Genomic DNA, 23,682 nt, shown 5'->3' with positions numbered 1-23,682 from the left:
GGCCGCACGGTGACCTTCACCCGGCGCGAGTTCGCGCTGCTGACGGCGATGCTCGAACACCCGGGCAAGGTGTGGACCAAGGAGCAGCTGGTCGAACGCCTGTACGGCTGGGACGAGGAAATCGCCAGCAATGCGCTGGAAGTCCACGTCCACGCCCTGCGCCGCAAGTTGTCGGCCGAGTTCATCGGTAACGCCCGCGGCGTCGGGTACTTCGTGGCCAAGACGCTGTCGTGAAGTCTTCGCTGCGCCGTCGATTGGTGCTGACCATGCTGGTCGGCGGGATGATCGGCGGGCTGATCGGCATCTTCGGTCTGTACTGGCAGGCGGTCGAGGAACTCAATGAGTTGTTCGACGATCGCCTGCAGGCGATCGGCAACAATCTTGCGCCGGGGAGCCTCGGTCCCCGAGAGACGCGCAACGCGGACGAGATCGAAGACGATATCGTCATCCAGCTCTGGGCCGGCGACGGCAGCTTGCTGTATCCCTCCACCAGCGACGATCCGGCGCCGATCCCCACAGCTGCCGGGCTGATGACCTTGAACAGCCCCACCGAGGACTGGCGCAGCTATAGCCGCGCGATGCCCGGCGGCGGCTGGCTGCAGGTGGCCCAGGAGCAGTCGGCGCGACGCAGGATCGCTGTCAATACGACCCTGCGCCTGCTGCTGCCACTGCTCAGCGTGCTGCCGCTGCTGGCGCTTTTTTCCTGGCTGGCGATCTCTCGGCTGTTACGGCCGTTGCGCACCCTGGCCGATCAGCTGCAGCGCGGCGGGCCGCACAAGCAGGTGCGGGTGGTGGTTGACGACGCCCCAAGCGAACTCGGCCCGGTGATCGAGGCGCTCAATGATCTGCTGGCCCGGCAGGCCGATGCGGCGCGTCGTCAGCAGGCCTTTCTCGCCGATGCCGCGCACGAACTGCGCACGCCGCTGACGGTGGTCGGTCTGCAAGTACAGCGGGCGCAGCAGGCGAGCAATGCCGCGGAGCGTAGTGATGCGCTGACTGCCTTGAAGTCCGGCGTCGATCGGGCGATTCGTATGGTCACCCAGCTGCTGGCGTTGGCGCGCAGCGAGCCCGGTGCCAGCCCGGAACGGCCGCTACGGACGCTGAACCTGGAAAGCCTGCTGACCACCGTGCTTGCCGAGTTGTATCCGCTGGCGGCGAACAAGCAGATCGATCTCGGCCTGGTCGCCAGCCAGCCCTGTCTGATCGACAGCGAAGGCGAAGGCCTGCGCAGTCTGATCACCAACCTGGTCGACAACGCGATCCGGCACACGCCGGCCGGCGGTCGGGTCGATGTGTCGCTGCAGGTCGACGCCACCCAGGCCAGCCTGCTGATTTCGGATACCGGTTGCGGCATTGCCGCCGATCGTCGGCAAGCGGTGTTCGAACGCTTCGTCCGCGAAGGTGAGGCCGACGCCAGCGGCACCGGCCTGGGCCTGGCCATCGTGCGTCAGGAAGTTGATCGCCACCACGGCAGCATCGTCCTCGAAGACGGTACCTCGGGCATCGGGCTTGCTGTCCGTGTGCTTCTGCCACTGGCTGATCCGACCCATGTCGCTAGAGTGTCGAGCAAGCGCTAAGGTTTGCTTAAGTCCGGTCACCTAAAGTCAGTGCGTCCGCATCCGGAGACATCGATTGTGAGTGCAGTGCTCGAGCAAGAATTGCGGGTTCCGATGGCCGTTTCTGCCGCGAAGGGGCGCGGCCCGGTTCGTTGCGGCTTCCTGTTCAACCACGATCAGCTGCATCAGCTCGCGCACAGCGCGCCGATCGCCTTCGAAATGCTGCGCCGGCAGGATGGCCCTGAAGTCCGGCTGTTCGTCACCAGTCAGGCGCAGCAGGAAGCCTTGCAGCGCGTGGCGGAAAAATGCGGCCTGCAGACCGGCGATATCGTCCGCCTGCGTCTGCCCTTGCTGCTGCGTTTGCTGCAGCCGCTGCTCGATCCGCTGATGCCGTTTTCGCGCGTGCTGATGCTGCTCTGCAATCGCGCAGCATTCCGCGATCTGGATGTGCTGGTGGTGCCGGAAAAGACCAGCCTGCTGCTGCGCAGCCGCTTCGGTCTCAAGCACCTGAAATTCGTTCACACCCGCCACGGTGCCGGCGACCGTGAAGTCGGTTTCGACAAGGCCAGCGGCGAATTCGATCTGGTGCTGATGTCCGGTCAGAAGATCCGTGATCGCTTGACCGGAGCCGGTCTGCTCAAGGACGGTGGCCATGCGGTGATTGGCTATCCGAAGTTCGATCTGCATGCCGCCGCCGGTGAGTCTGTAACCCGACCGAAGCTGTTCGACAACGATCGCCCGACGGTGCTCTACAACCCGCATTGCTCGCCCTGCCTGTCGTCCTGGTATGGCGATGGTCTGGCGGTGCTCGAGGCCTTCTATCGCTCGGATCGCTACAACCTGATCGTGGCACCGCACGTGATGCTGTTTGCCAAGCGCTTGCAGCTATCGCTGGATCGCTGGCGCTTCGACGCACCTGGCGAAATTCCGGCCCGTTACCGCGACTGTCCGCACATGCTGATCGACACCGGTAGCACGCGCAGCTGCGACATGACCTACACCGAGGCGGCCGATCTCTATCTGGGTGACGCCAGCAGCCAGGTCTACGAATTCCTCCATCGCCCGCGGCCCTGCGTGTTTCTGAATACCCAGGGTGTGGCTTGGCAGGATGACGACAATTTCCGGCACTGGAACGCCGGTGCGGTGCTCGACGATGTCGAGCACCTGGAAGACGCGATCGATGAGGCCTTCGCCAGCCACAGCTGCTACATCGACACCCAGCGCGCGCTGTTCGACTACAGCTTCGACCTGCGCGAAACACCGTCTTCCGTGCGGGGCGCCGATGCGATCCGGGCGTTCTGTGCGCGGCAGTTTCCGGCGGCGGCAGTGTCTGGGCAGACAGCCGGTAGCAGGTTGTCACACAGCTAATAGTCTCTTAAGCGGCAAGCATTCCAATAGCGTCACGCAAGCCATGAGGCCTGCGATGTCGACAGAAGGATTGCCATGCAACAGTTCCATCCGCAGACCAGAACCCCGACTTCAGGGGCCACCAGCCGTCAGCCGATTCCACTCGATCTTCCAGCGATGGTGTCCTGCCCGCAGGGCCATCTGCGACCGATACCCCCGCTGACCCTGATCACCGGCGCCACCGGTTTTGTCGGCGGCGCCTGTGCGATCGAAGCGATGGAAAGTGGCAAGACCCAGAGCCTGCTGTTCCTGGTTCGCGCAAGCTCGCAGGAAGAAGGACTGACGCGGCTGCTCGAATCACTGGGCCGCTTCGAATCGAAGACTGCACCGCTGTCGCTGCTGACCGTGGACCAGATCATCGTCGGCGATCTCGCCGATGTCGCCGCGTTCTCCGACGATCCGCGCCTCGATCGCGTTACCCATGTGCTGAACAGCGCCGCGGTCGCGTCGTTCGGCAATCATCCGGGCATCTGGCCGGTCAACGTCGTCGGCACGGTCGCCTTTGCCAAGCGCATGGCCGCCGCGCCGCGTTTGAAACGCTTCGTGCACATCGGCACCGCGATGGCCTGCGGTGCCGGCCAGACCTCGCCGGTGCAGGAAAGCTGGCAGCTACCGGAAACGCCGGGGCACCTGGTGCCGTACACCGCCTCGAAGGCCGAAGCCGAACGGCAGATGCGGGCAATTCCCGGTCTGCCGCTGGTGGTGGCGCGGCCGTCGATCGTCGTCGGTCACAGCCGTCTGGGCTGCAAGCCGTCGAGCAGTATCTTCTGGGTGTTCCGCATGGCCCAGGATCTGGGCCGCTTCATGTGCAGCCTGGATGAGACCGTCGACGTGATTCCGGTCGACTACTGCGCCCAGGCGCTGATGATGCTGACCTACAAGGAACACATTGCCAGCGACCTGTACCACATCTCCGCCGGCGACGGCAGCGCCAGCTTCCGGGCGATCGAAGCGGCGATGGCCGAGGCCCGGCATATCCCTTCGCAGGTCTCGACCTGGCGCCAGATCCGCGAGTGCGACATCCCGTCGATCGTCCCTGATTTCAAGGCCCGGCTGGGTATTGCCAACCGCCGTCTGGTGACCAAGGCCGTCAAGCTCTACGGCGGTTTTTCGCTGCTGAACTACCAGTTCGACAACCATCGGCTGATCGCCGAAGGCTTCGCTCAGCCGCCGAGCTTTCCGTCATACATCGGTCACTGCATCCGCAGCACCGAAGGCCTGCCGCTGCTCGAGCAGATGATGAGCGACTTCAAGTAGGCGCCTGACGACTGCTCCGAGCCTCATTCGAGCCTAGCGATGTCGCTAGCCCTGATCATCCTGCGCCACGACTGGCGCCGCTTCCTGCCGGCGCTGCTGTCGGTCAGCTTTGCCGGGGTGCTGATGCTGGTGCAGCTCGGCCTGCTGGCCGGCATGTTCGGCACCGTCACCGTGCTGGCCGACACCATGGCGGCCGACTTGTGGCTGACCGCGCCGGCAGTGCGCAGCATCGATCAGGCGGCGGATATTCCGGCCAATCTGGCGGCGCTGCTGTACAGCCATCCGGCCGTGGTCGGCAGCGAAACACTGATGTTGCGCGATGCCAGCTGGCGCGGCAGTTCGGGCACGCCCGTGCCGGTGACCCTGGTCGGCATCAGCCCCGATCCGGCCGCGCTCAGTTGTCCGCAAGCGCTGCGAGCCAGCTTGTGCGGCGCACTTGCCGAGCCGGACAGCGTCGTCGTCGATGCCAGCGAAGCCGACAAACTCGAAGTGCCGGACGATGGCAATACCGCGACGACCGTCGAGATCAACGGCCATCGTCTGCATGTCGTCGGTGTATCAAACGGCCTGCGCAGTATCGGCACAACCTACGTATTCCTGTCGCGGCAGAGCTTGCGGAGCTTGCTGGTCGATGAGACTGCGGCCGACACCAGCAGCTTCGTGCTCGCCGGCTTGCGTCCTGGCTCATTGGCGACAACCGTGGTCACTGAACTCGAAGCGCTGCTGCCGGCCGGCAGTGCGAAAGCCTGGACCCGCGACGAGCTGTCCGGACAATCGCAGCGCTGGTGGCTTGCAGAATCCGGGGTCGGTGCCGGCTTCCTGTTCTCGACGGTGCTCGGCCTGCTGATCGCCGTCGTCATCACCAGCCAGACCCTGCGCAGCGTCGTGCTCGGCCAGCTGCGCGAGTACGCCGCGTTCCGGGCGATCGGCGTGCCGCCGTCGAAGCTCGGTGCGGTGATCGTCGAGCAATCGGCCTGGATTGGCGCGGCCGGTGGTCTGCTGATGCTCGTCGTGGTCGCCGCCGTCTCGGTAATGGCGGCACGTTTTCAGGTTCCATTCGCCCTGCAGGCCGGTGGCATCGCCGCCGCATTCGCAATCGGCTTGCTGACCGCGATCGGCTCCGGCTTGTTGGCCTTGCGCGAGCTGTATCGCTTGCAACCGGCGGAGCTGCTGCGATGAGCGCCAGCGTGATCGCCACCGGCCTTGTCCATGCCTTCGGCAGCGGACCCGCGCGCAGCCCGGTGCTGCAGCGGCTGTCCGCCGAGTTCGAGCCAGGCGAGGTGAGCCTGGTGATGGGCGCCTCCGGCTCGGGCAAGTCGACCTTGCTGGCCGCGATCGGTGGCCTGCTGCGGCCGGATCGCGGTGAAGTGCGGATCGCCGGCATCGCGCTGTGGTCGCTGACGGCGAGGTCTCTGGAGCGCTTTCGTTATCAGCGCTGCGGCTACATCTTCCAGGGTTTCAACCTGTTTCCAGCGCTGACCGCGCTCGATCAGGTGGCGCTGCCCTTGCGCTTCGGCGGCGTTGCCAAGAGCACGGCCAAGGCGCGTGCCGAAGCCTCGCTGGCCGAGGTCGGTCTCGAAGCTCGCCTGCATCTGCGGCCGGCTGAATTGTCCGGCGGCGAAAAGCAGCGGGTCGCGATCGCTCGGGCACTGGTCACCAAGCCCCAGGTGCTGTTTGCCGACGAGCCGACCAGCGCCCTCGACAGTCGCAACGGCACCGCGGTGATCGCTTTGCTGCAGGACATCGCCCACGCACTAGGCACCACGGTGATCGTCGTCACTCACGATGCCCGGCTGATCCGCCACGCCGAGCGCGTGCTGCAGATCGACAACGGCAGGATCACCAGCGACGAGCGGCTCGGCACACCCGCCAAGGCGATCGAGGAAGCGGCATGAAGGCCTGGCCGCGCCGATTGCTGGCAACGATCACGGCGGTGGCGCTGTTCTTCGCCGTGCTCAATGGCGGCCGCAGCCGGGCCGCTCAGCCGGTCGTCTTGCCGACAGCGGCCATCGTCGATGTCGCAGCCGTGGCTGCGGCGCCGGGCTGGGTCGACGTGCAGGGCGGCACCCGGCGCTTGGCGATGTCGATTGATGGCGTGGTCACGATGCTTGCCCCCAGCGATGGTGAAGCGGTGAAAGCCGGCGCGGTGCTGGTGCAACTCGACGACCAGGCCGCGCTGCTCGATGAACAGGCCAATGCGCTGGAGATAAGCCGCCAGCAGCAGGCTGTTCGTTCGCTGGAAGGACAACTGCAGCGCAGCCATCTGGATATTGGGCGTTTGCAGCCGCTGGTGCGCATGCAAGCCGAAGCCGAGGACGTGCTGCGTGCGGCCGAGGCCAGCGCGCAGACGATCAGCGACAACCTGGCATCGGCGCGTCTGGCCGTGCAGGCCTTGCAATTGCAGCAGCAGAAGCTGGCGCTGCAGCACCGGCAACTGGTGCTGCGTGCGCCCTCGGCTGGCCATGTGCTGAGGATCGATGCGCAGATCGGCGAAAGCCTCGGTCGCGGCACGCCAGTGGTCTGGTTCGCGCCGGATGCGCCGCTGATCGTCCGTGCCGAGATCGACGAGCATCTGCTCAGCCGCCTGGCGCTCGGCATGACGGCCACCGTCGAGGCTGAAGCTGGCGGCGGGCCACGCTATGCGGCCAAGCTCATGCAGATCGCTCGTGCCGTCGGCCCGGTGCGTGCGCTACCCGAGGTTCGGGCCGCGGCGAAGGATGACCACGTCGTCGAATGCCTGCTGTCGCTCGGCGCAGCGCCGCTGCTGATCGGCCAGCGCGTGCTGGTGCGCTTCGGTGGCGCGCCGTGAAGTCGGTTCGCCTGGCCATGTTGCTGCCGACGCTGCTGGCGGCCTGTGCCAGCGCACCACGCGTTGCCGAGCTGCCGGTGCCGACGCCGCTGCAATGGCAGATGCCAGCGTCCCATGCAGGCGAGGGTAGTGACGAGGACTTCTGGTCCAGCTTCGCCAGCCCGGCGCTGGACACGTTGCTGCAGCGAGCGGCCATCGCCAATCCTGATCTGCAGATCGCCGTCCGCCGGCTGCGCATCGCCGATGACGCCGAACGCCTGGCGGCAGCTGGCAAGAGTCCGGCGCTCGATTTCCAGGCCGGACCGGTCGACAACACCGCGGTCGCCGTCAACGGCGGCCGGCGTAGTGCTGCCGTCTACCGCCTCGGCTTCGAAGCCAGCTACGAACTCGATTTCTGGGGCCGCATCGACAACCAGATCGCCGGCGCCAAGGCCGACGCGGCCGGCCAGCGCTTCGAGGCGGGTGCCGCTCGAATCGCGATTGCCGATGAGCTGGCGCATCGCTATTTCGATATCGCGGAAGCCGACGAAGTATTGGTGCTGCTGCAGCGTCGCGCTGCCTTGGTCGATGAGCGAAGGACCTTGGAAGCAGCACGCCAGGCCGCGGGACGCATCGATGCCGGGCCGGTGCTCGAGGCGGAGCGCACACGCAACGAGCTGCAGAACGAACTGGCCGACTGGCAGCAACGGCGGCAGCAGGATGTCTGGCAATTGGCCTTGCTGTGCGGCGAGTTGCCGGAAGCCTTCACGCTGGAAGCCGGTCCGCTGCGGCAGGCGATCCAGCGCCCGGCGGTGCCATCCGGCTTGCCGTCCTCGCTACTGCAGCGCCGGCCCGATCTGCAGGCTGCGTCTTCGCGACTGCAAGCCGCGCAGGCGCAGATCGGCGTTGCCTGGGCCGAACAGTTTCCGCAGATCCGGCTGACGGCCGAACTGGGCGTCGCCAGTGACGTGCTGCATCGGGTGCTGTCCGGCGCGATCCTGCCGTTCGGCATCGGCCCGTCGATCAGCCTGCCGCTGCTCGACGGTGGCGCTCGTGCAGCCAGACTCGATGCCAGCCAGCAGGCGGCCGAGATCGCCGAGATCGAATACCGCAAGGCTGTGCTGGCTGCGTTTGCCGATGTCGAGCAGGCGCTGCAGGTGCACGCCGATGCCGATAACCGACAGCAGCAGTCCGATCAGACCATGGCCTGGCAACAACAGCTCGCCCAGCGCAGCGACGCGCAACAACAGGCCGGCCGCAGCAGCCGGATCGATGCGATCACTTTGGAAGCGGCGCGGCTCGAAGCCGAGCAGCTGGCTGTCGATCGCTATCGGCAGCAACTCGATGCGCTGCTTGCGCTGCATGCCGCGCTCGGCGGCGGCTGGTCTGCGCCGGACCTGGCACTGGTCACAGCGACCAGTGCCATCAACGAACCCATCAATGGACGGGAACACCCATGAACAACTATCGCGGCCCTGAATTCCAGCAAATTGAAACCGTGCATTGGCGCGATCTGGAAGCGCAGGGCGGCTTCCGTGCGCGCCAGCAGCCGCTGCTGGTCAAGGGCGCTGTCGAGCGCTGGCCGGCTTCGCAGCAATGGACTTTCGATAAGCTCGCCGAGCTGCGCCGGCCGGATGGTTCTGAAGTGGTGACCAGCTTCCAGAACGGGCTGGTCGAGCAAGGCGTCACCCGCGAGCCTGTGATCCAGCCGGTCGCGCCGTATCTGCGCAAGCTGGCCGAGACGGCGGCGACGATCCGCGCCGGGCGCATCGACGATATCGGCCTGCTGCCGAACAGCAAGCGCCAGTTGCTGGCGGCGGGCGAGCGTTTCCATCTCGACTGGAATTATCTGAAGACCTTCACCGCCGACAAGGTCTATCTCGCCCAGTGGTACATCCTCAACGAGTTCCCGGCGCTGCGGCAGCATTTCGAGATCGGCCAGCTGTGGCCCGGTCTGCGCCGTACCTGGGAGTACACCTTCATCGGTCCGGCCAATACCGTCACCGGTCTGCACTACGACTTCCCGAACAACTGGTTCTGCCAGGTCACCGGCGTCAAGGAATTCCTGCTGTTCCCGCCGGACCAGAGCCCGCAGATGTGCAAGTCGCGCAAGTACGACTGGGGCGCGACCTTGAGCGACATCGACATTTCGCGGCTCGACGAGCAGCCGGTCGAGCGTGAGCATTTCGCCAACGCGAAGGGCTTGTATGCGCGAGTGGAAGCCGGTGATGCGCTGTTCGTGCCGAGCCGTACCTGGCATGCCGTGGTATCGCTGGAGCCGTCGATCAGCCTCGCCGTATTCGGGCTGACGCCCTGGGAAATCCTTGCCGGCGGCCTGCCGTCGGAAACCCGGGCGCTGCTGCATCGCCTGCATCTGTATCGCTGGGGCAATTGCACCTGCCATCGCATGCAGCATGCGCCCGCCTCGCAAGGAGCGCTGACATGAACACCAATGCCTGGTTCCTGATGGCCCTCGCGATTTCCGGCGAGATCGCCGGCACCAGTTTCCTGAAGCTCGCCAACGGTTGGGAGCGGCCCTGGGCTTGGGTCGGGGTCGGCGCCGGATTCGGGCTCGCCATGCTTCTGCTGGGGCAATTGCTGAAGAAGCTGGATGTCAGCGTGGTCTACGCGATCTGGAGCGGTGTCGCCATCGCGCTGATCTCGGTGGTCGGCGCAGTGGTATTTGGCGAGGCCATGAGCTGGCGGCGCGTTGCGGGCCTGGTGGCGACCATCATCGGCATCGTGCTGCTCCAGCTCGACACCAGAACGGCGTAGATCGCATGCAAACGAATCCATCCCCGCTCACTGAGTCCCAGGCCGGGTCCTATGCCGGCCCGAGTTTTCGCCGGGTCGAGCAGATATCCTGGGACGAGTTCAGCCGGCGCGGCGAAGGTCTGAGCAAGCGCGCCCACCCGCTGCTCATCAAGGACGCGATCAGGCACTGGCCGGCGACGCAGCGCTGGACCTTCGAGCAGCTCGCCGCATTGCGACGTCGCGATGGCTCCGAGGTGTTGACCCGTTTCCAGATCGGCATCGCCGAACAGGGCGAGTCGCGTCAGGACGTGATCCAGCCGATCGCGCCCTACCTGCTGTCGCTCGCGCGTGCGCAGCGGGATGCCTTTGCGGCCGGCGACGATCAGCGCGGTCTATTGAGCGCCCATCAGCGCGCCGGGCTGTCGCCGACCGATGTCTTCCGGCTCGACTGGTCCTACATGAAAACCTTGCCTCGCGATCAGCCCTACATCTCGCTGTGGCACATCCTCAAGGAGTTTCCGCAGCTCAAGGACGATTTCAGGATCGCCGAAATCTGGCCGGGCCTGCGCTGGGACTGGGCCTATACCTTCCTCGGCCCTGGCAAATCGGTGACCGGCTTTCATTACGACTATCCGAACAACCTGTTCTGTCAGGTCAGCGGTGCGAAGGAATTCCTGCTCTTTCCGCCGGACCAGAACGCGTACATGGCGCCATCCTCCAAGTACGACTGGGGCGGCAAGATGAGCCACGTCGATATCACGCGCCTGGACGAGCAGCCCGAACGCGCGGCGATGTTTGCGCAAGCCAGCGGCCTGTACGCTCGCGTCGAGTCCGGCGACGCCTTGTTCGTGCCGCGACGCACCTGGCATGCGGTGGTGTCATCGATACCGTCGGTGAGCCTCGCCGTGTTCGGTCTGACGCCAAGGGAGCTGGTCGTGGACGGCGTTCCTTCGGGCGTTCGCGCCGCCCTGCACGCCGTGGGTTTGTACGGCCGCGGCAACTGCACCTGTCATGGCAAGGCCGCTCCCGATACGCAGCTCGCTGCACCGGAAGCGCGTTAGAGAACGTCCATAACGCTTGCTCCGATCGACACTCCCCTGGATCGAATAGCGACTGGATTTACCGGCTGCGAACCATGCGACGCAGCACGCCGTCCTTGAGCACGTAGTGATGGTGTAGCGCGGCCAGCGCATGCAGGGCGATCAGCGCCAGCAGCAGCCAGCCGGTGTTCTCATGCCAGGTGTGGATGCTGTCGGCCAGCTCGCGGTTCTTGTCGAGCAGCGCCGGCATCGGCAAGCCCCAGAAGTTGGCGGTGCGGCCACGGGCTGAGACGTATAGCCAGCCGAGTAGCGGCTGCGCCATCAGCAGTCCGTAAACCGCGGCGTGGCTCAGGTGGCCGATCCTCCGTTTGACCGGATCGGTGATCAGCGACGGCATCGGATGCCACCAGCGCCATAGCAGCCTCAGGCCGTTCAGCAGCAGCACGCTGAGGCCCAGGCTCTGGTGAAAGCCGACGATCAGTTTCTTCTGGTCGGGATCTTCCAGATCGGCACCGATCAGCACGCTGACGAACACGGCGATGATCGCCAGCACCGTGAACCAATGGATTGCACGGGTCACCGGGTGCAGCGCGTCGCCAGATTCTTCCGCTGCCAGCTCGGTCAGAGAGTCGGAAGCTTTATCGAGGGTGCTCACTTCAGCGTCTGCAGAAAGGCGATCACGTCGGCCCGTTCGCCAGCATCCTTGACGCCGGCGTAGCGCATCTTGGTGCCGGGAATCGCACCCTTCGGATTCGGCAGATAGGCCTCCAGCTGCTCCGGCGTCCAGACGAAATGCGAAGCCTTGTTGGCGTCGGAATAGTCATAGCCGGGCACCGTGCCGGCGGTGCGGCCAACCAGCCCGAACAGCACCGGGCCTTTGCCGTTCTTGCCGCCGGCGGTGGTGGTGTGGCAATCCGAGCATTCGTCGTCGAACACTTGGGCGCCGCGCTTGGCGTCACCGGCTGCCGAGGCGCTGCCGGCCAGCACCAGCAGGATCAGCGCGACGCAGGGGAGCGAGCTGTTCATCAGTAGGCCAGCCAGGCGAACAGCAGGAAGGTGTCGTTGGCGTTGGCATTGCGGCCATCGCCGTTGTAGTCGGCACCGCCGCCGTTGAAGTGGAAGTAGTGCGTGTATTGCGCGGCGAAGCGGACGTTCAGGTAGGGGTAGAGGAAGGAGTCCTTCTTGCCGAGCGGTGTCCAGTCGGCCTGCAGCACATAGCCGCTGGAGTTCGGGCTGCCGCTCGCCGAGCCATCGATATCGCCGGCCGGGTAGCGCACTGCGTCGGTCGTGCCATGGGTCGAGAACGCGCCGACCGTCGCGCCATAGGTGCCGGCGTAGTAATACGAGCTGCTGGCGTTGAACGAGTTCAGGAACTGCTTGCGGATTCCGGCATCGCCGGCGCCGAAGCTGGAGTTCAGCGTCTGCCGTTCGTAGATGTCGGCGACGTAGGCGCTCAGGTGATGACGCTTGTTCGGCGTGTACTGCCAGCTGCCGTCGAAGCCGATGTCGGTGTACTGGTCGCGGCCGTTGCTGCGGTCGTATCCGGGATAGAGCTCGTCATGCATGCCGAAGCTGCCGATATGGAAGAACGATTTGCCGATGTTCTTCTGCAGCGCCACGCGCCAGTAAGGCGCCACGCTGGCGAGCTTATCCTCGTTGTCGACACCGATATTGATGCGCATCTGGTGGCCGAGGCCGTTGTAGCCGCCGGCCTCCAGATACAGCAGATCATCGATCATCGTGTAAGCCGTCAGGCCGACGACCTGATGCTCGAGCCCGCCTTCGAGCTGCGTGGCCGCACCCGGAGCGGGTGCCAGGCCGCTGCTGGTGTACGGATAACGCCAGACCGGTGTGGTGTTGTAGATGTCCTGGACGGTCGGGTTGTTGTTCAGGCTCAGGCCGTAGACCACGTCCTTGCCGAGCACCGCCGTCGAGCGGGCATAGCGGATATCGGTGTGATCCAGCCCGGAGGCCTGGGCCACACCGTCATAGGTCACCTGGATGAAGGCGCCGAGATTCGGTGCGATGCGGCCAGCGTAGAAGATGCTGGTCTCGTTCAGGGAGCTGTTGTGGTTCTCGCCGAAATGTTCGGCCGCGCCACCGGGCTGGCCCTGATTGGTGTTGGTGAACTGCAGGATGCTCTGGCCGGAGATCGGGAAGAAGCCGGCTCCGCTCGAATAGCCGAGCAGCTTGAAGTTGCGTCCTTCCTGGGTCAGCTGCGGACCGAGGCTGCCTTCATGGCAGGACGCGCAGGCCTGGCCGGTCTGCTTCGCATAGCTCGGCAAGGCCTGGGCCGGAGCCGACCACAGCAGCGGTGCGGCGAGCACGACGACTGCCGGCAGCAGGTGGCGGATACGCGCCGTGAGGTACTGCGCAAGGCGTAACTTCATAGTAGGCTGCTCGGGCGGAAGTGACTGATTTGCCAGCGGTTGTGGCTGTTCGCGCGGATTGTGCGGGGCGCTTCCTTACGAAATGCTTTCGATCGTTCCGGCCGCCGTTTCGGGGTGCCGGACGGTCCTGCAATCAGGGATGAACGATGCGGATATTGCTGGTCGAGGACGATCTGCTGATCGTCGATGGTCTGAGCCGGGCACTGCGCCAGCGCGGCCATGTGGTCGACGCCCTGAATCGCGGCGAAGGTGTGCTCGATGCCTTGCGCGAGCCGGTGCACGATCTGCTGCTGCTCGATCTCGGCCTGCCCGATATCGATGGCCTGACAGTACTGACCGCGCTGCGCAAGCGGCACGCCTCGCTGCCGGTGCTGGTGCTGACTGCGCGTGACGCCATCGAAAGCCGGGTGGCCGGGCTCAATGCCGGCGCCGATGACTATCTGACCAAGCCGTTCTCGATCGAGGAACTCGAAGCCCGGCTGCGGGCGCTGGCGCGTCGTAGCGGCCGCGTGCTCAAGGGCCAGAGCCGGATCGGCGGCCTGCTGCTCGATCTGGACCAGCGCCACGCCGAACTCGATGGCCGGCCGCTGGCGCTGACGCCGCGCGAATACGGCGTGCTTGAAGTGCTGATGCAGGCCGAAGGCCGCGTGGTCAGCAAGCCGGCGCTGCGCGAAGCGCTGTGCAACTGGGACGATGATCTGAGCAGCAGCGCGCTCGATGTCCACGTGCACCGGCTGCGGCGCAAGGTCGAGCCGGGCACGGTCGAGATCCGCACCGTGCGCGGCTTCGGCTATCTGCTGCGCGAAACCTCGCCCGCAGCGGCTCTGGATAGCGGAGCCTTGCAATGAGCCTGCGTCGCGCGCTGTTGTTGCGGCTGCTGGTGCCGGTGGCGCTGCTGCTGATCCTGAACAGTGCGCTGGCCTACGGCCTGACCCTGCATTACGCCAATGCGATCTATGACAGCTGGCTGTACGACATCGCCCACACGGTGTCGCTGGAAGTCGGCGAGGACGGCCCGGAGGTCGCCCATACCGACGAGATCGAACAGCAACTGAAGACCTGGAAGACCGGTGACAGCGACTACTACTCGATCACCGTCGACGGCCGGATCATCGCCGGCGATGTCGATCTGCCGCCGGAGCCGGTGCAGGTCGAACACTTCGCCGACGACGCCTATCTCTACGATGCACAGCGCAACGGTCTCGATCTGAGGCTGATGACCTTGAACGTGCCGGCCAGCAGCGAGCATCCGGCACTGGTCGTCCGCGTTGCCCAGGATCGGCGCGTTCGCTATCAGCTGGCCGAGGAGATCTTCTACGCGGTCGCCGTGCCGGCAGTGCTGCTGTTGCTGGTTGCCGTGGTGCTGATCGGTGTGGTGATCCGTTCCAGCCTCAAAGGCATCGATCTGCTGACCGTGCGGCTGGCCACGCACCCGGAGGGCAAGCCGCTGGCGATCGATCCTTCCGCCTTGCCGAGGGAATTGCGCGGCATGACCTCGGCGTTCTCGGGTGTGATCGAACGCAACAACACGCTGATGGCCGCGCAGCGCCAGTTCGTCGCCAATGCCGCGCATCAGCTGCGCAGCCCGATGGCCGCGACCCAGCTGCATCTGGATGGCGTCGAAAATGCCGACAATCCGGCAGACAGACAGCGCAGCCTGGCCCAGTTGCGTCGTTCGGTGGAACGTTCGAACCGGCTGGCCAATCAACTGCTGTCGCTGGCGCGCCTGGAACCCGGCACCCGTTTGCCGATCCCGATGACGGCCGTCGATCTCGGTGACACCACGCGCGCTGCCGGCACCGACTACGTGCCGCTGGCGATCAATCGCGGCATTGATCTGACGCTCGATCTGCCGACAGAACCGGTGCTGATTCGCGGCCACGCCTTGCTGCTGCAGGAAGCGCTATCGAACCTGATCGACAACGCCGTGCGCTATCACCCGGGCAATGGCCAGATCGAGCTGGGCGTGGCGATGCACGACGGCCTTGCCGTGGTCACCGTGCAGGACGATGGCCCCGGCGTTGATCCAGCCTTCGCCGCGCAGCTGTTCACCCGCTTCGCTCGCAGCGATGAAGGCCGTGGCGATGGTGCGGGCCTGGGCCTGGCGATCGTTCGCGAGATCGTCGAGCTGCATCGCGGCAGCGTTCGCGCCGAGCCCGGCCATGAAGGGCGGGGGCTTTGCATCCGGCTGGAGTTTCCGCTGGTATAGGGCGCTCAGTCCCTGGTCGCGGCGTTGATGCCATCGATCGCGACGCGGCAGGTCTGCACCAGTTCGTCGTCGTTGATCACGTAGGGCGGCATCAGGTAGACGATGTTGCCGAGCGGCCGCAGCAGCACGCCGTGTTCGAGGCCGTGGCGGTAGACGCGCAGGCCGCGTCGTTCCTCGGCCGGATACAGCTCGCGCTTGCGTGGGTTCTTGGCCAGCTCCACCGCCAGGATCATGCCCTGCTGGCGGATATCGATGACGTTGCGATGATTGGCGACTTCGCTCATCAGGCCCCAGAGCCCGGCAGCGGTCGCGCGATTGCGGGCTGTCCAGTCGTCGGACTCGAAGATATCGAGCGTCGCCAAGGCGGCCGCGCAGGCCAGCGGGTTGCCGGTGTAGCTGTGCGAATGCAGGAAGGCGCGCTGGGCGGAGTGGTCGTCGTAGAAGGCTTCGAAGACCGTGTCCGTGGTCATCGTCACCGCCAGCGGCAAGGTGCCGCTGGTCAGTCCTTTCGACAGACACATGAAGTCCGGCGTGGTCTGGCTCCACTCATTCGCAAACATCCTCCCGGTACGGCCGAAGCCCACCGCGATCTCGTCGGCGATGTAGTGCACGCCATGCCGCGTACAGGCCTCGCGCAGCAGCTTTAGGTAGATCGGGTGATACATGCGCATGCCGCCGGCGCACTGCACCAGCGGCTCGACGATCACTGCGGCCGTTTCGTGCGCGTGCTTGGCCAGCGTCTCTTCCATCAGCCGGAAGCGCCGCCGCGTGTAGTCCTCCCAGGCTTCGCCCGGCGTGCGATCAAAGCAGTCCGGCGACGGCACCACGATCGGCTGCATCAGCAGCGGCTGGTAGCTGTCGCGATACATGCCTTCGCCGCTGACGGCGAGCGCGCCCAGGGTCTCGCCGTGATAGCTGTTGCTCAGCGCGATGAACTTGGTCTTCGCCGGTTTGCCGGAGTTGCGCCAGTAATGCGCGCTCATCTTCAGCGCCACTTCCACGGCGCTGCTGCCGTTGTCGGCATAGAAGCAGCGCGTCAGACCCTTCGGCGCGATCTTCACCAGCCGCTCGCTGAGTTCGACGACCGGCTGATGGGTGAAGCCGCCGAGCAGCACATGATCGAGCCTATCGAGCTGCGCCTTGAGCCGCTCGACGATCACCGGATGGCGGTGGCCGAAGATATTGGTCCACCAGGAACTGACCGCATCGATATAGCGCTTGCCATCGAAATCGGTCAGCCAGACGCCTTCTGCGGACGCGATCGGCACCAGCGGCAGCGCGCCGCCAGCTTCGTGGTCCTTCATCTGCGTACAGGGATGCCAGACATGCGCGAGGGAGCGCTGCATCCAGTCGGAATTGCTCATGAAGTTTCGATCGGGGTTGAAGTGACTGAAGCGCCCAGCCCGAAACCTTAGCATCCGCCGACGATCAGCCGGCGATCTGCCAGGGCAAAGGGCCGATCGCTGCTGCAGGATCGTTCCCCGTCATCAGGAAACTTGAACCTCTGGTCGTTAACAGGGGTCGATGACCGGCACCAATGGGTAGCCTGCCATCGGGTTCCGATGGCGGAACATGACCTAAAGAGTGCAAAGAAAAATGGATCATCCTTTCCGCCTCAGGGCGTTTGCTGGGTATCACCGCACGCTGGCCCTGGTGGTCGTTGCAGCAGGCTTTTCCGCTTGCGGCGGTAGTGGCAGCGATTCGCCATCGTCACCCGTTCCTGCAAATCCGGGAACGATTCCCGCCGATTTTGCCAAGCAGACCATTGATCTCTCGACCTATCCGGATGCGGTCTGCAACGATGGCTCGCCTGCGATCTTCTACATCCAGCGCGGAGTGGGTGCCGCTGCCGCTGCGAACGCCAACAAGACGGTGATCGGCCTTCGCGGCGGCGGCTTTTGTCTGAGTGACGCTGATTGCAGCGCACGGCCATCGGACCTGAAGTCGTCCATCGGCTACCCAAGTGAGGGATCGGCTGAAGGTCTGCTGTCCAGCGATGCCAGCAACGATACCTTCCGGAGTTGGAACCGAGTCAGCGTGCCGTACTGCAGTTCGGACTTCTTCAGCGGTGACGTCGGCGCTACCGGCAGCGCGATCAACTTCAGGTTTCGGGGTGCGAAGATCATCGCGGCGGTAGTTCAGACGCTGAATCGCCAGTACGGCATCGGCAAGGCCGGCGATACGGTAATTCTGGCCGGCGGCTCGGCCGGCGCAGTCGGCGCCTTCATCAATGCCAATCGGGTGCGTGCGGCACTGCCCGGCGCCAGCGTGCTGGCCCTGATCGACGCCGGCATCTATCCGGACGTGGCACCGCTGCTGCCAGGCACACCGCCATGGACGTCAGTGCGCGATCTCGGCCCGATCGGCCTCAGCTACTGGAACGGGCAGGTCGATGCCGATTGTGCCGCCGCCAATCCCGGTAATCCCGGCAATTGCTACCTGTTCGAGCATGCCCAGCCGACGCTGCGTACGCCGTTCTTCGTGATCCAGAATGCTCGCGATGCGGTCGGCATCATCAATGTCGGGCTGCTGCAGAGCAGTGACAATCTCGACAATTTGGCCTTGACCAGCTGGGTCAGAGCCACCTATCTGCCAGCCATGGGCAACATCCTGCGGCCGCTGGGCCTGAGCAGCGGGCAGGGCGTGTTTGCGGTCTGTCTGGACCCTGATGTCCATACGCTGTCATCCGACACCACGCTGTGGACCACGCCGATGGCCGAGGTGGGCGGCGTGGCGCTCAAGGACACGGTAGCGTCCTGGGTAGCTGGCGGCGGTACCGCGACGCGGGCGGTGACCTCAGCGTCGTGCAGCTTCCCCTGAACGATCGCTAGCGAGGTGGCCTGTTCGACCCGGCCGCCTTGTTTGGGCAAGTCCGTGAAGATGGCGTCAGAGCGTCTTCACCAGCACCATCGACTTGCGCTGCCAGTTATACATCCGCGCCTTGCTGGCCGGCAGATCGTCCAGCGTGCTGGCGACGAAGCCGTGCTCGATGAACCAGTGCGGCGTGTGGGTGGTCAGGGCGAACAGGCGCTGGATGCCGAGCTTCACGGCTGATTCCTCGGCGCGCTTCAGCAGGGCTTCGGCGCGGCCTTCGTTGCGGTAGTCCGGATGCACGGCGACGCAGGAGAACTCGGCCATCGATTCGGCTTGAAACGGAATCAGCGCGCTGCAGGCGATCACCGTACCGTCACGCACCATGACGTCGAACAGGCTGATCTCGATCTCCAGCTGTTCGCGGGACCGCGGCACCAGCTCGCCGCTGGCTTCCATGGGCTGGATCAGCGCCAGGATGCCGCCGACATCCTCGATGCTCGCTTCGCGCACCGCTTCGTAGTTTTCGTCGGCATAGAACATCAGTCCGCAACCGTCGCGGGTGTAAAGCTCGCGCAGCAGCGCGCCGGTGGGCTCGGCACCGATCAGATGCACGCGCTCGACGCCGCCGCGCCCGGCGGCCAGTGCTGATTGCAGCAACGCCCGGTCCTCGGCCGACAGTGAAGCCTGGATCGCTGCACTGGCCACCAGATGCTCCGCTTCACCGAGCGGCAACTGGCCGGCATCGCCGGTGCCGTCGGCGAGCTGCCAGCTGTCCGGGTCGGCGTTGAGCAGGAACATCAGCTTGTCGGCCTTCAGGCCGATAGCCACCGCCTGCGCGACATCGCCGGCACGCAGATTGAAGATTTCGCCGGTCGGCGAATAGCCGATCGGGCTCAGCAGCGCGATGCGGCTTTCATCGAGCACGTTGCGGATCGAGGCGATGTCGGCTCGCCGCACTTCGCCCGTCAGCAGATGATCGACACCGTCGCGAACGCCTACCGGCCGCGCCGTGATCCAGTTGCCACCGGCCACTTTCAGCCGCGCGCCGCCCATCGGCGTGCTGGCCAGGCCGGTCGACAGCCGCGCCTCGATATCCATGCGCAGGATGCCGACCGCCGCCTTGACACAGTCCATGGTCGCCGCATCGGTGATCCGCAGATCGCCGGAAAACTGCGCGGCCAGACCATGGGCGGCAAGCTGGACTTCGATCTGCGGACGCACGCCGTGGACCAGCACCAGCTTGACGCCGAGGCTGTGCAGCAGCGCCAGGTCGTAGATGAAACGCTCGAAATCCGGACGCAGCGCAGTTTCGCCGCCGAACGCGACCACGAACACGCGATCGTTGTGCGCGTGGACATACGGGGCTGCGCCGCGCAGTGCGGCAACGAAGTCATCGGGATTCATGGCGCGGATTATAGAGGCGCGCGCTGCCCGGCCTGCGCCGGATTTAGCCTGAGTTTCTCTTTGCCGGCGGGGCTCAAGCCTATAATCCGCGCCATGACACCTCCGTACGATTACGAGGCGCTGGACGCCTTGATGAAGCAGGTCGGCTATGACGACGAGTCCTCGTCCTTCCACGGCAGCCTGTGTGGCGCGCTGTGCCGGCAGAAGCCGGACGAGATCGATCCGGTCGCGCTGCTCGACGCCCCCGAATACACGCCCGATGGCCGCGACCGGGAAATGCTGGTCCGGCTGCGCGACGACACCATCGCCGCGCTGACCGATCTGCACTCCGCGTTCATGCCGCTGCTGCCCAGCGATGACGAACCGCTCGCCGACCGCGCCCGCGCACTCGGCGCCTGGTGCGAGGGCTTCCTGTACGGCCTCGCCGGGCGGATCAAGCTGAACCTCCGCGAGTGCAGTGAAGAAGTGCGCGAGATCGTCAAGGACTTCACCGAGTTCACCCGGACTTCGCTCGATTCCGGCGATGACGACGAAGGCGAGGAAAGCGCCTATGCCGAACTGGTCGAGTACATCCGGGTCGGTGCCCAGCTGGTGTTCATGGAACTGCACCCGCGCCTGGGCGCACCGGGTGCATCGCCGACCATTCACTGATCGAGCCGAAACTCATGCCTGCACCGACTTCAACTGAACTCGCCGAGTACGCCGCCCGCCGCGCCGCGCTGATCAAGGCCATGGGCCCGGATGGTCTGGCGATCATCCCGTCCGCACGCGAAGTGATCCGCAACCGCGACAGCCATTACCGCTTTCGTCAGGACTCGGATTTCCTGTATCTGAGCGGCTTCCAGGAACCGGATTCGGTGCTGGTGCTGGCGCCGGGCAACAAGGACGGCGAGTTCCTGATGTTCGTTCGCGCCCGCGATGCCGCGCGTGAAATCTGGGACGGCCGACGCGCCGGGCCGGAGGGCGCGGTCAGCCACTACGGCGCCGATCAGGCCTTCGTGATCGATGAGCTCGACAAGCAGCTGCAGGGCCTGCTGTCTGGTCGCCGCCGGGTGTTTTACACCTTCGGCGAGCACCCGGAATGGGATCCGAAGATCGCCGCCGTGGTCCGCGAGATTCGCGAAGTGTCGCGTCGTGGTGCGGCCGCACCGACCGATTTCGTGGCACTGGAAACCACGTTGCATGAGCAGCGGCTGATCAAGACCGAAGCCGAGCTGAAGCTGATCCGCCACGCCTGTCAGGTCACCGCCGGTGCCCATGTTCGGGCGATGCAGGCGACGCAGCCGGGCGGCTGGGAATGGGCGGTGGCCGCCGAAATCCATCACGAGTTCGAGCGCCACGACATGCAGTGTGGTTACGGCTCGATCGTCGGCGGCGGCGAGAACGCCTGCATCCTGCATTACAAGGAAAACGAGTCGCAGCTCAACAGCGGCGATCTGCTGCTGATCGATGCCGGCGGCGAGTATCGCGGCTACACCGCGGACATCACCCGCACGTTCCCGATCAATGGCCGTTACAGCGGCGCGCAGAAGGAAGTCTACGAAGTGGTGCTGGCCGCACAGCTGGCGGCGATCGCCGAGCTGAAGGCCGGCAATGCTTCATCGCGTCCACATGAAGTGGCGACCCGAGCGCTGACGGAGGGCATGGTTGCGCTTGGTCTTTTGCGCGGCGACGTCGACACCCTGATCGAAGAAGGCAAGCAGCGCCAGTTCGACATGCACGGCACCGGCCACTGGCTGGGGCTGGATGTCCACGACGTCGGCCGCTACAAGCTCGACGGCGTCGCCCGCAATTTCGAGCCGGGCATGGTGATGACCGTCGAACCGGGCCTGTACATCGCACCCGGTACCGAAGGTGTCGACCCGCGCTTTCATGGCATCGGTATCCGCATCGAGGACGATGTGCTGGTGACTGGCGGCGCGCCGGAAGTACTGACTTTCGGTGTGCCGAAAGCGGTGGCCGAGGTTGAAGCATTGATCGCGAGCCGTTGATTGGCTCGATGGATTTCGAGCCTGCCGACAGCGTCAAACCCGCGCCGGCCGAGCCCAAGGCTTTCGTCTGCGCGAACTGCGGCACGCATTTCGATGGCCATTACTGTCCGCACTGTGGTCAGGAAGCGCGGATCAAGGTGCCGACCGCTGCCAAGTTCCTCAGCGATCTCGCCGAGAAGTATCTCGGCATCGAAGGCCGCCTGCCGCTGACTCTGCGGATGATGTTCTTCCGGCCGGGCCAGATGACCGTCGATTATCTCGAAGGCCGACGCCAGCGCTATCTGAGCCCGCTGCGCCTGTATCTAGGGGCCAGCGTGTTGTTCTTCATCGGCCTGAGCCGGGTGCCGGGCATCGATATCGAGATCGGCCGCAGCGGCATCGAGATCACCACCTTGGCGATGCGCGATGCCAGCATCGCGGCTCATACCGGCTTCGCGGCGATCGATAGCCAGGTGGCGCGCTTCATGAGCCTGTCGCTGGACGAACGCAGCCGTGTCCTGCGCGACGGCATGATCCGCAACGCACCGCAGGCGTTGTTGCTGCTGATTCCGCTGTTCGCAGGATTGCTCGCGGTGCTGTACCGGCGTCGTCTGTATGGCGAGCATCTGCTGTTTGCGCTGCACTTCCACAGCGTCGCTTTCCTGTTGCTGCCGCTCGGCCTGGTGCCCTGGCCGCAGCCGGCGCATGACCTGGTCAACAACGGCTTGAATGCGGTACTGGCCGCCGTGCTGTTCTTGATGTTGCGACGGGTCTATGGCGGAGGCGTGTTGCTGAGCCTCGCAAGGGTGGTGGCGATCCTGGTCGTCTATGCGCTGCTGCTGTCGACCGCCGCACTCGCTGGCGTGTTGCTTGCGGTGAGTCGCTGATGGCCAGAAAACCACCTCCGAAGCTCGAACCGGCGCCGGTCGACGGCCCGTTCTGTCGCGATTGCGGCGCACGTGCCGATATCAACTTCTGCCCGGTCTGCAGTCAGGAAACGCGGATCGAGATGCCGACGGTCGGCCATTTCGTCGCCGAGTTCGCCGAGCAGACGCTGGCCTTGCAAGGCCAGCTCTGGCGCACCCTGTACTCGCTGCTGTTCAAGCCGGGCCAGCTGACGCTCGACTACGTCGCCGGCCGCCGTCAGCGTTATGTGCGCCCACTGCGCCTGTATCTGGCGATCAGCATCAGCTTCTTCGCGGTGCTCGGGATCACGGCCGGCGATGGCTCGTTCCTGCCCGACGATCTGCTGGTCGACGACAGTGCCAAGGCCTCGAACGCCAAGGAGGGTGACGCGCAGACTGACAAGCCAGCCTCGGCCAAACCTGCGAAATCGAAGGCGGCCGACAAAGCCTTGGTCGTGCCGAAAACGGGAGATCCCGCCGTCGATGCCGAAGCTCGGGTCGAAGCGGCAGCGGCAGCGATAGAGGCAGCAGCCGAAGCCAAGGCGGACGCGGCAGCAGCCGGCGAAGAAGCTCGGCAGGAAGCGGCGGCCGCACAGAAGGCCAAAGCCGAAGTGGAGAAGCATCCGCCTTCGACCGACAAGGGCGATTCATCGCCGAACTTCAGCACCGGTTACGCCAAGCTCGATGCTCGTCTCAACGAACGTTTCGAGCGGCTGAAAGCGCTGCCGAGATCGGAGATCACGGCAAGAGTCGTCAATGCTTTCCTGAACTACGCGCCGTTCGCGATGTTCCTGCTGCTGCCGCTGTTCGCGTTGTTTCTGAAGATCGGCTATCTGCGCCGCGGCGCGAATTACGCGATCCATCTGCTGTTCGCGGTCAACTACCATTCGTTCATCTTCTTCATGCTGCTGATCGCTCAGCTGCCCTTGATCAGCCGCTTCGACAATCTGCTCGGCTTGATCGTGCCGGCCTATCTGCTGCTGTCCCTGCGCCGTGTCCATGGCGGCGGCTGGCTGTCGACCACACTGTTCACGCTGCTGATCTCGATCGTTTATGTCGTGGCGATGTCGGTGGTGATGGTGCTGTTCACTTTTCTTCCCTTGGCCCTTCTGTAGCCCGATGACCGTCGTCGAAAATTCCGTTGCCGATTCTTTCGATGTGGCCATCGTCGGTGGCGGCCTGGTCGGC

The 23,682-nt window shown here is 65.1% G+C and carries 23 protein-coding genes; 18 read left to right on the top strand and 5 right to left on the bottom strand.

Going from position 1 to position 23,682, the window contains the following annotated elements; translation table 11 throughout:
• The 11 genes from QZY06_RS15710 to QZY06_RS15660 form a co-directional block, all read left to right on the top strand.
• On the top strand, positions 1 to 234 hold a 234-nt coding region (locus tag QZY06_RS15710; protein WP_295686009.1), incomplete at its 5' end, for a helix-turn-helix domain-containing protein.
• Entirely contained in the window at positions 231 to 1,577 is a 1,347-nt protein-coding gene (locus QZY06_RS15705; RefSeq protein WP_295686008.1) for a HAMP domain-containing sensor histidine kinase, read from the top strand. The genes QZY06_RS15710 and QZY06_RS15705, both read left to right, overlap by 4 nt.
• 93 nt (positions 1,578 to 1,670) lie before the next feature.
• Positions 1,671 to 2,924 carry a hypothetical protein gene (locus tag QZY06_RS15700; protein ID WP_295686007.1) on the top strand — a complete coding sequence of 418 codons (1,254 nt, stop codon included), beginning with the start codon at positions 1,671 to 1,673 and terminating at the stop codon, positions 2,922 to 2,924.
• A 75-nt stretch (positions 2,925 to 2,999) separates the two neighbouring features.
• The gene (locus QZY06_RS15695) at positions 3,000 to 4,220 is read left to right on the top strand and encodes an SDR family oxidoreductase (RefSeq protein WP_295686006.1); all 1,221 of its coding nucleotides are present in this window, start codon (positions 3,000 to 3,002) and stop codon (positions 4,218 to 4,220) included.
• A gap of 39 nt (positions 4,221 to 4,259) precedes the next feature.
• The gene (locus QZY06_RS15690) at positions 4,260 to 5,399 is read left to right on the top strand and encodes an ABC transporter permease (RefSeq protein WP_295686005.1); all 1,140 of its coding nucleotides are present in this window, start codon (positions 4,260 to 4,262) and stop codon (positions 5,397 to 5,399) included.
• A complete protein-coding gene (locus tag QZY06_RS15685) occupies positions 5,396 to 6,115 on the top strand; it encodes an ABC transporter ATP-binding protein (protein ID WP_295686004.1) in 720 nt (239 codons plus the stop codon). Before QZY06_RS15690 ends, QZY06_RS15685 begins: the two co-directional genes overlap by 4 nt.
• Complete coding sequence (locus QZY06_RS15680; protein WP_295686003.1) at positions 6,112 to 7,029, top strand: HlyD family efflux transporter periplasmic adaptor subunit; 918 nt, start codon at positions 6,112 to 6,114, stop codon at positions 7,027 to 7,029. The genes QZY06_RS15685 and QZY06_RS15680 overlap by 4 nt, the downstream gene beginning before the upstream one ends.
• Entirely contained in the window at positions 7,026 to 8,468 is a 1,443-nt protein-coding gene (locus QZY06_RS15675) for an efflux transporter outer membrane subunit (RefSeq protein WP_295686002.1), read from the top strand. Before QZY06_RS15680 ends, QZY06_RS15675 begins: the two co-directional genes overlap by 4 nt.
• Positions 8,465 to 9,454, top strand: coding sequence for a cupin-like domain-containing protein (locus tag QZY06_RS15670; protein WP_295686001.1), 990 nt, complete (start codon positions 8,465 to 8,467; stop codon positions 9,452 to 9,454). The genes QZY06_RS15675 and QZY06_RS15670 overlap by 4 nt, the downstream gene beginning before the upstream one ends.
• Positions 9,451 to 9,783, top strand: coding sequence for a multidrug efflux SMR transporter (locus QZY06_RS15665; RefSeq protein ID WP_295686000.1), 333 nt, complete (start codon positions 9,451 to 9,453; stop codon positions 9,781 to 9,783). Before QZY06_RS15670 ends, QZY06_RS15665 begins: the two co-directional genes overlap by 4 nt.
• Before the next feature lie 5 nt (positions 9,784 to 9,788).
• A complete protein-coding gene (locus tag QZY06_RS15660) occupies positions 9,789 to 10,823 on the top strand; it encodes a cupin-like domain-containing protein (protein ID WP_295685999.1) in 1,035 nt (344 codons plus the stop codon).
• A gap of 58 nt (positions 10,824 to 10,881) precedes the next feature.
• Here QZY06_RS15660 and QZY06_RS15655 read toward each other — a convergent pair whose 3' ends face one another.
• Genes QZY06_RS15655 through QZY06_RS15645 form a run of 3 tightly spaced genes read right to left on the bottom strand, consistent with a single transcriptional unit; the run spans position 10,882 to position 13,192 of the window.
• Positions 10,882 to 11,457 (bottom strand): cytochrome b/b6 domain-containing protein, encoded by a 576-nt coding sequence (locus QZY06_RS15655; RefSeq protein WP_295685998.1) that lies wholly within the window; start codon positions 11,455 to 11,457, stop codon positions 10,882 to 10,884.
• Positions 11,454 to 11,828 (bottom strand): cytochrome c family protein, encoded by a 375-nt coding sequence (locus QZY06_RS15650; RefSeq protein ID WP_295685997.1) that lies wholly within the window; start codon positions 11,826 to 11,828, stop codon positions 11,454 to 11,456. Before QZY06_RS15650 ends, QZY06_RS15655 begins: the two co-directional genes overlap by 4 nt.
• Positions 11,828 to 13,192, bottom strand: coding sequence for a hypothetical protein (locus QZY06_RS15645; protein ID WP_295685996.1), 1,365 nt, complete (start codon positions 13,190 to 13,192; stop codon positions 11,828 to 11,830). The genes QZY06_RS15650 and QZY06_RS15645 overlap by 1 nt, the downstream gene beginning before the upstream one ends.
• A 146-nt stretch (positions 13,193 to 13,338) precedes the next feature.
• Here QZY06_RS15645 and QZY06_RS15640 point away from each other — a divergent pair, with 146 nt between their 5' ends.
• Both QZY06_RS15640 and QZY06_RS15635 read left to right on the top strand, forming a co-directional pair.
• Complete coding sequence (locus QZY06_RS15640) at positions 13,339 to 14,040, top strand: response regulator (protein WP_295685995.1); 702 nt, start codon at positions 13,339 to 13,341, stop codon at positions 14,038 to 14,040.
• A complete protein-coding gene (locus QZY06_RS15635) occupies positions 14,037 to 15,401 on the top strand; it encodes a sensor histidine kinase (protein ID WP_295685994.1) in 1,365 nt (454 codons plus the stop codon). The genes QZY06_RS15640 and QZY06_RS15635 overlap by 4 nt, the downstream gene beginning before the upstream one ends.
• A gap of 5 nt (positions 15,402 to 15,406) precedes the next feature.
• Here the strand turns inward: QZY06_RS15635 and QZY06_RS15630 are convergent, their stop codons facing one another.
• Positions 15,407 to 16,765: an adenosylmethionine--8-amino-7-oxononanoate transaminase gene (locus QZY06_RS15630; RefSeq protein ID WP_295685993.1), complete on the bottom strand. Its 1,359-nt coding sequence runs from the start codon at positions 16,763 to 16,765 to the stop codon at positions 15,407 to 15,409.
• A gap of 232 nt (positions 16,766 to 16,997) precedes the next feature.
• Here QZY06_RS15630 and QZY06_RS15625 point away from each other — a divergent pair, with 232 nt between their 5' ends.
• On the top strand, positions 16,998 to 18,221 hold the full coding sequence (locus QZY06_RS15625) for a pectin acetylesterase-family hydrolase (RefSeq protein ID WP_295685992.1): 1,224 nt from the start codon (positions 16,998 to 17,000) through the stop codon (positions 18,219 to 18,221).
• 66 nt (positions 18,222 to 18,287) lie between these two features.
• Here the strand turns inward: QZY06_RS15625 and argA are convergent, their stop codons facing one another.
• The gene (gene argA / locus QZY06_RS15620; RefSeq protein WP_295685991.1) at positions 18,288 to 19,619 is read right to left on the bottom strand and encodes an amino-acid N-acetyltransferase; all 1,332 of its coding nucleotides are present in this window, start codon (positions 19,617 to 19,619) and stop codon (positions 18,288 to 18,290) included.
• Positions 19,620 to 19,712: 93 nt separating this feature from the next.
• Here argA and QZY06_RS15615 point away from each other — a divergent pair, with 93 nt between their 5' ends.
• Genes QZY06_RS15615 through QZY06_RS15600 form a run of 4 tightly spaced genes read left to right on the top strand, consistent with a single transcriptional unit; the run spans position 19,713 to position 23,609 of the window.
• The gene (locus QZY06_RS15615; RefSeq protein ID WP_295685990.1) at positions 19,713 to 20,270 is read left to right on the top strand and encodes a UPF0149 family protein; all 558 of its coding nucleotides are present in this window, start codon (positions 19,713 to 19,715) and stop codon (positions 20,268 to 20,270) included.
• Positions 20,271 to 20,284: 14 nt separating this feature from the next.
• Complete coding sequence (locus tag QZY06_RS15610; protein WP_295685989.1) at positions 20,285 to 21,610, top strand: aminopeptidase P N-terminal domain-containing protein; 1,326 nt, start codon at positions 20,285 to 20,287, stop codon at positions 21,608 to 21,610.
• 8 nt (positions 21,611 to 21,618) lie between these two features.
• On the top strand, positions 21,619 to 22,476 hold the full coding sequence (locus QZY06_RS15605; RefSeq protein WP_295685988.1) for a DUF3667 domain-containing protein: 858 nt from the start codon (positions 21,619 to 21,621) through the stop codon (positions 22,474 to 22,476).
• Entirely contained in the window at positions 22,476 to 23,609 is a 1,134-nt protein-coding gene (locus tag QZY06_RS15600) for a DUF3667 domain-containing protein (RefSeq protein WP_295685987.1), read from the top strand. The genes QZY06_RS15605 and QZY06_RS15600 overlap by 1 nt, the downstream gene beginning before the upstream one ends.
• Positions 23,610 to 23,682 lie beyond the last annotated feature (73 nt).

It is taken from the genome of uncultured Nevskia sp., from assembly GCF_903885465.1.
GTDB lineage: Bacteria > Pseudomonadota > Gammaproteobacteria > Nevskiales > Nevskiaceae > Nevskia.
This window is presented reverse-complemented; position numbering and strand designations above follow the sequence as displayed.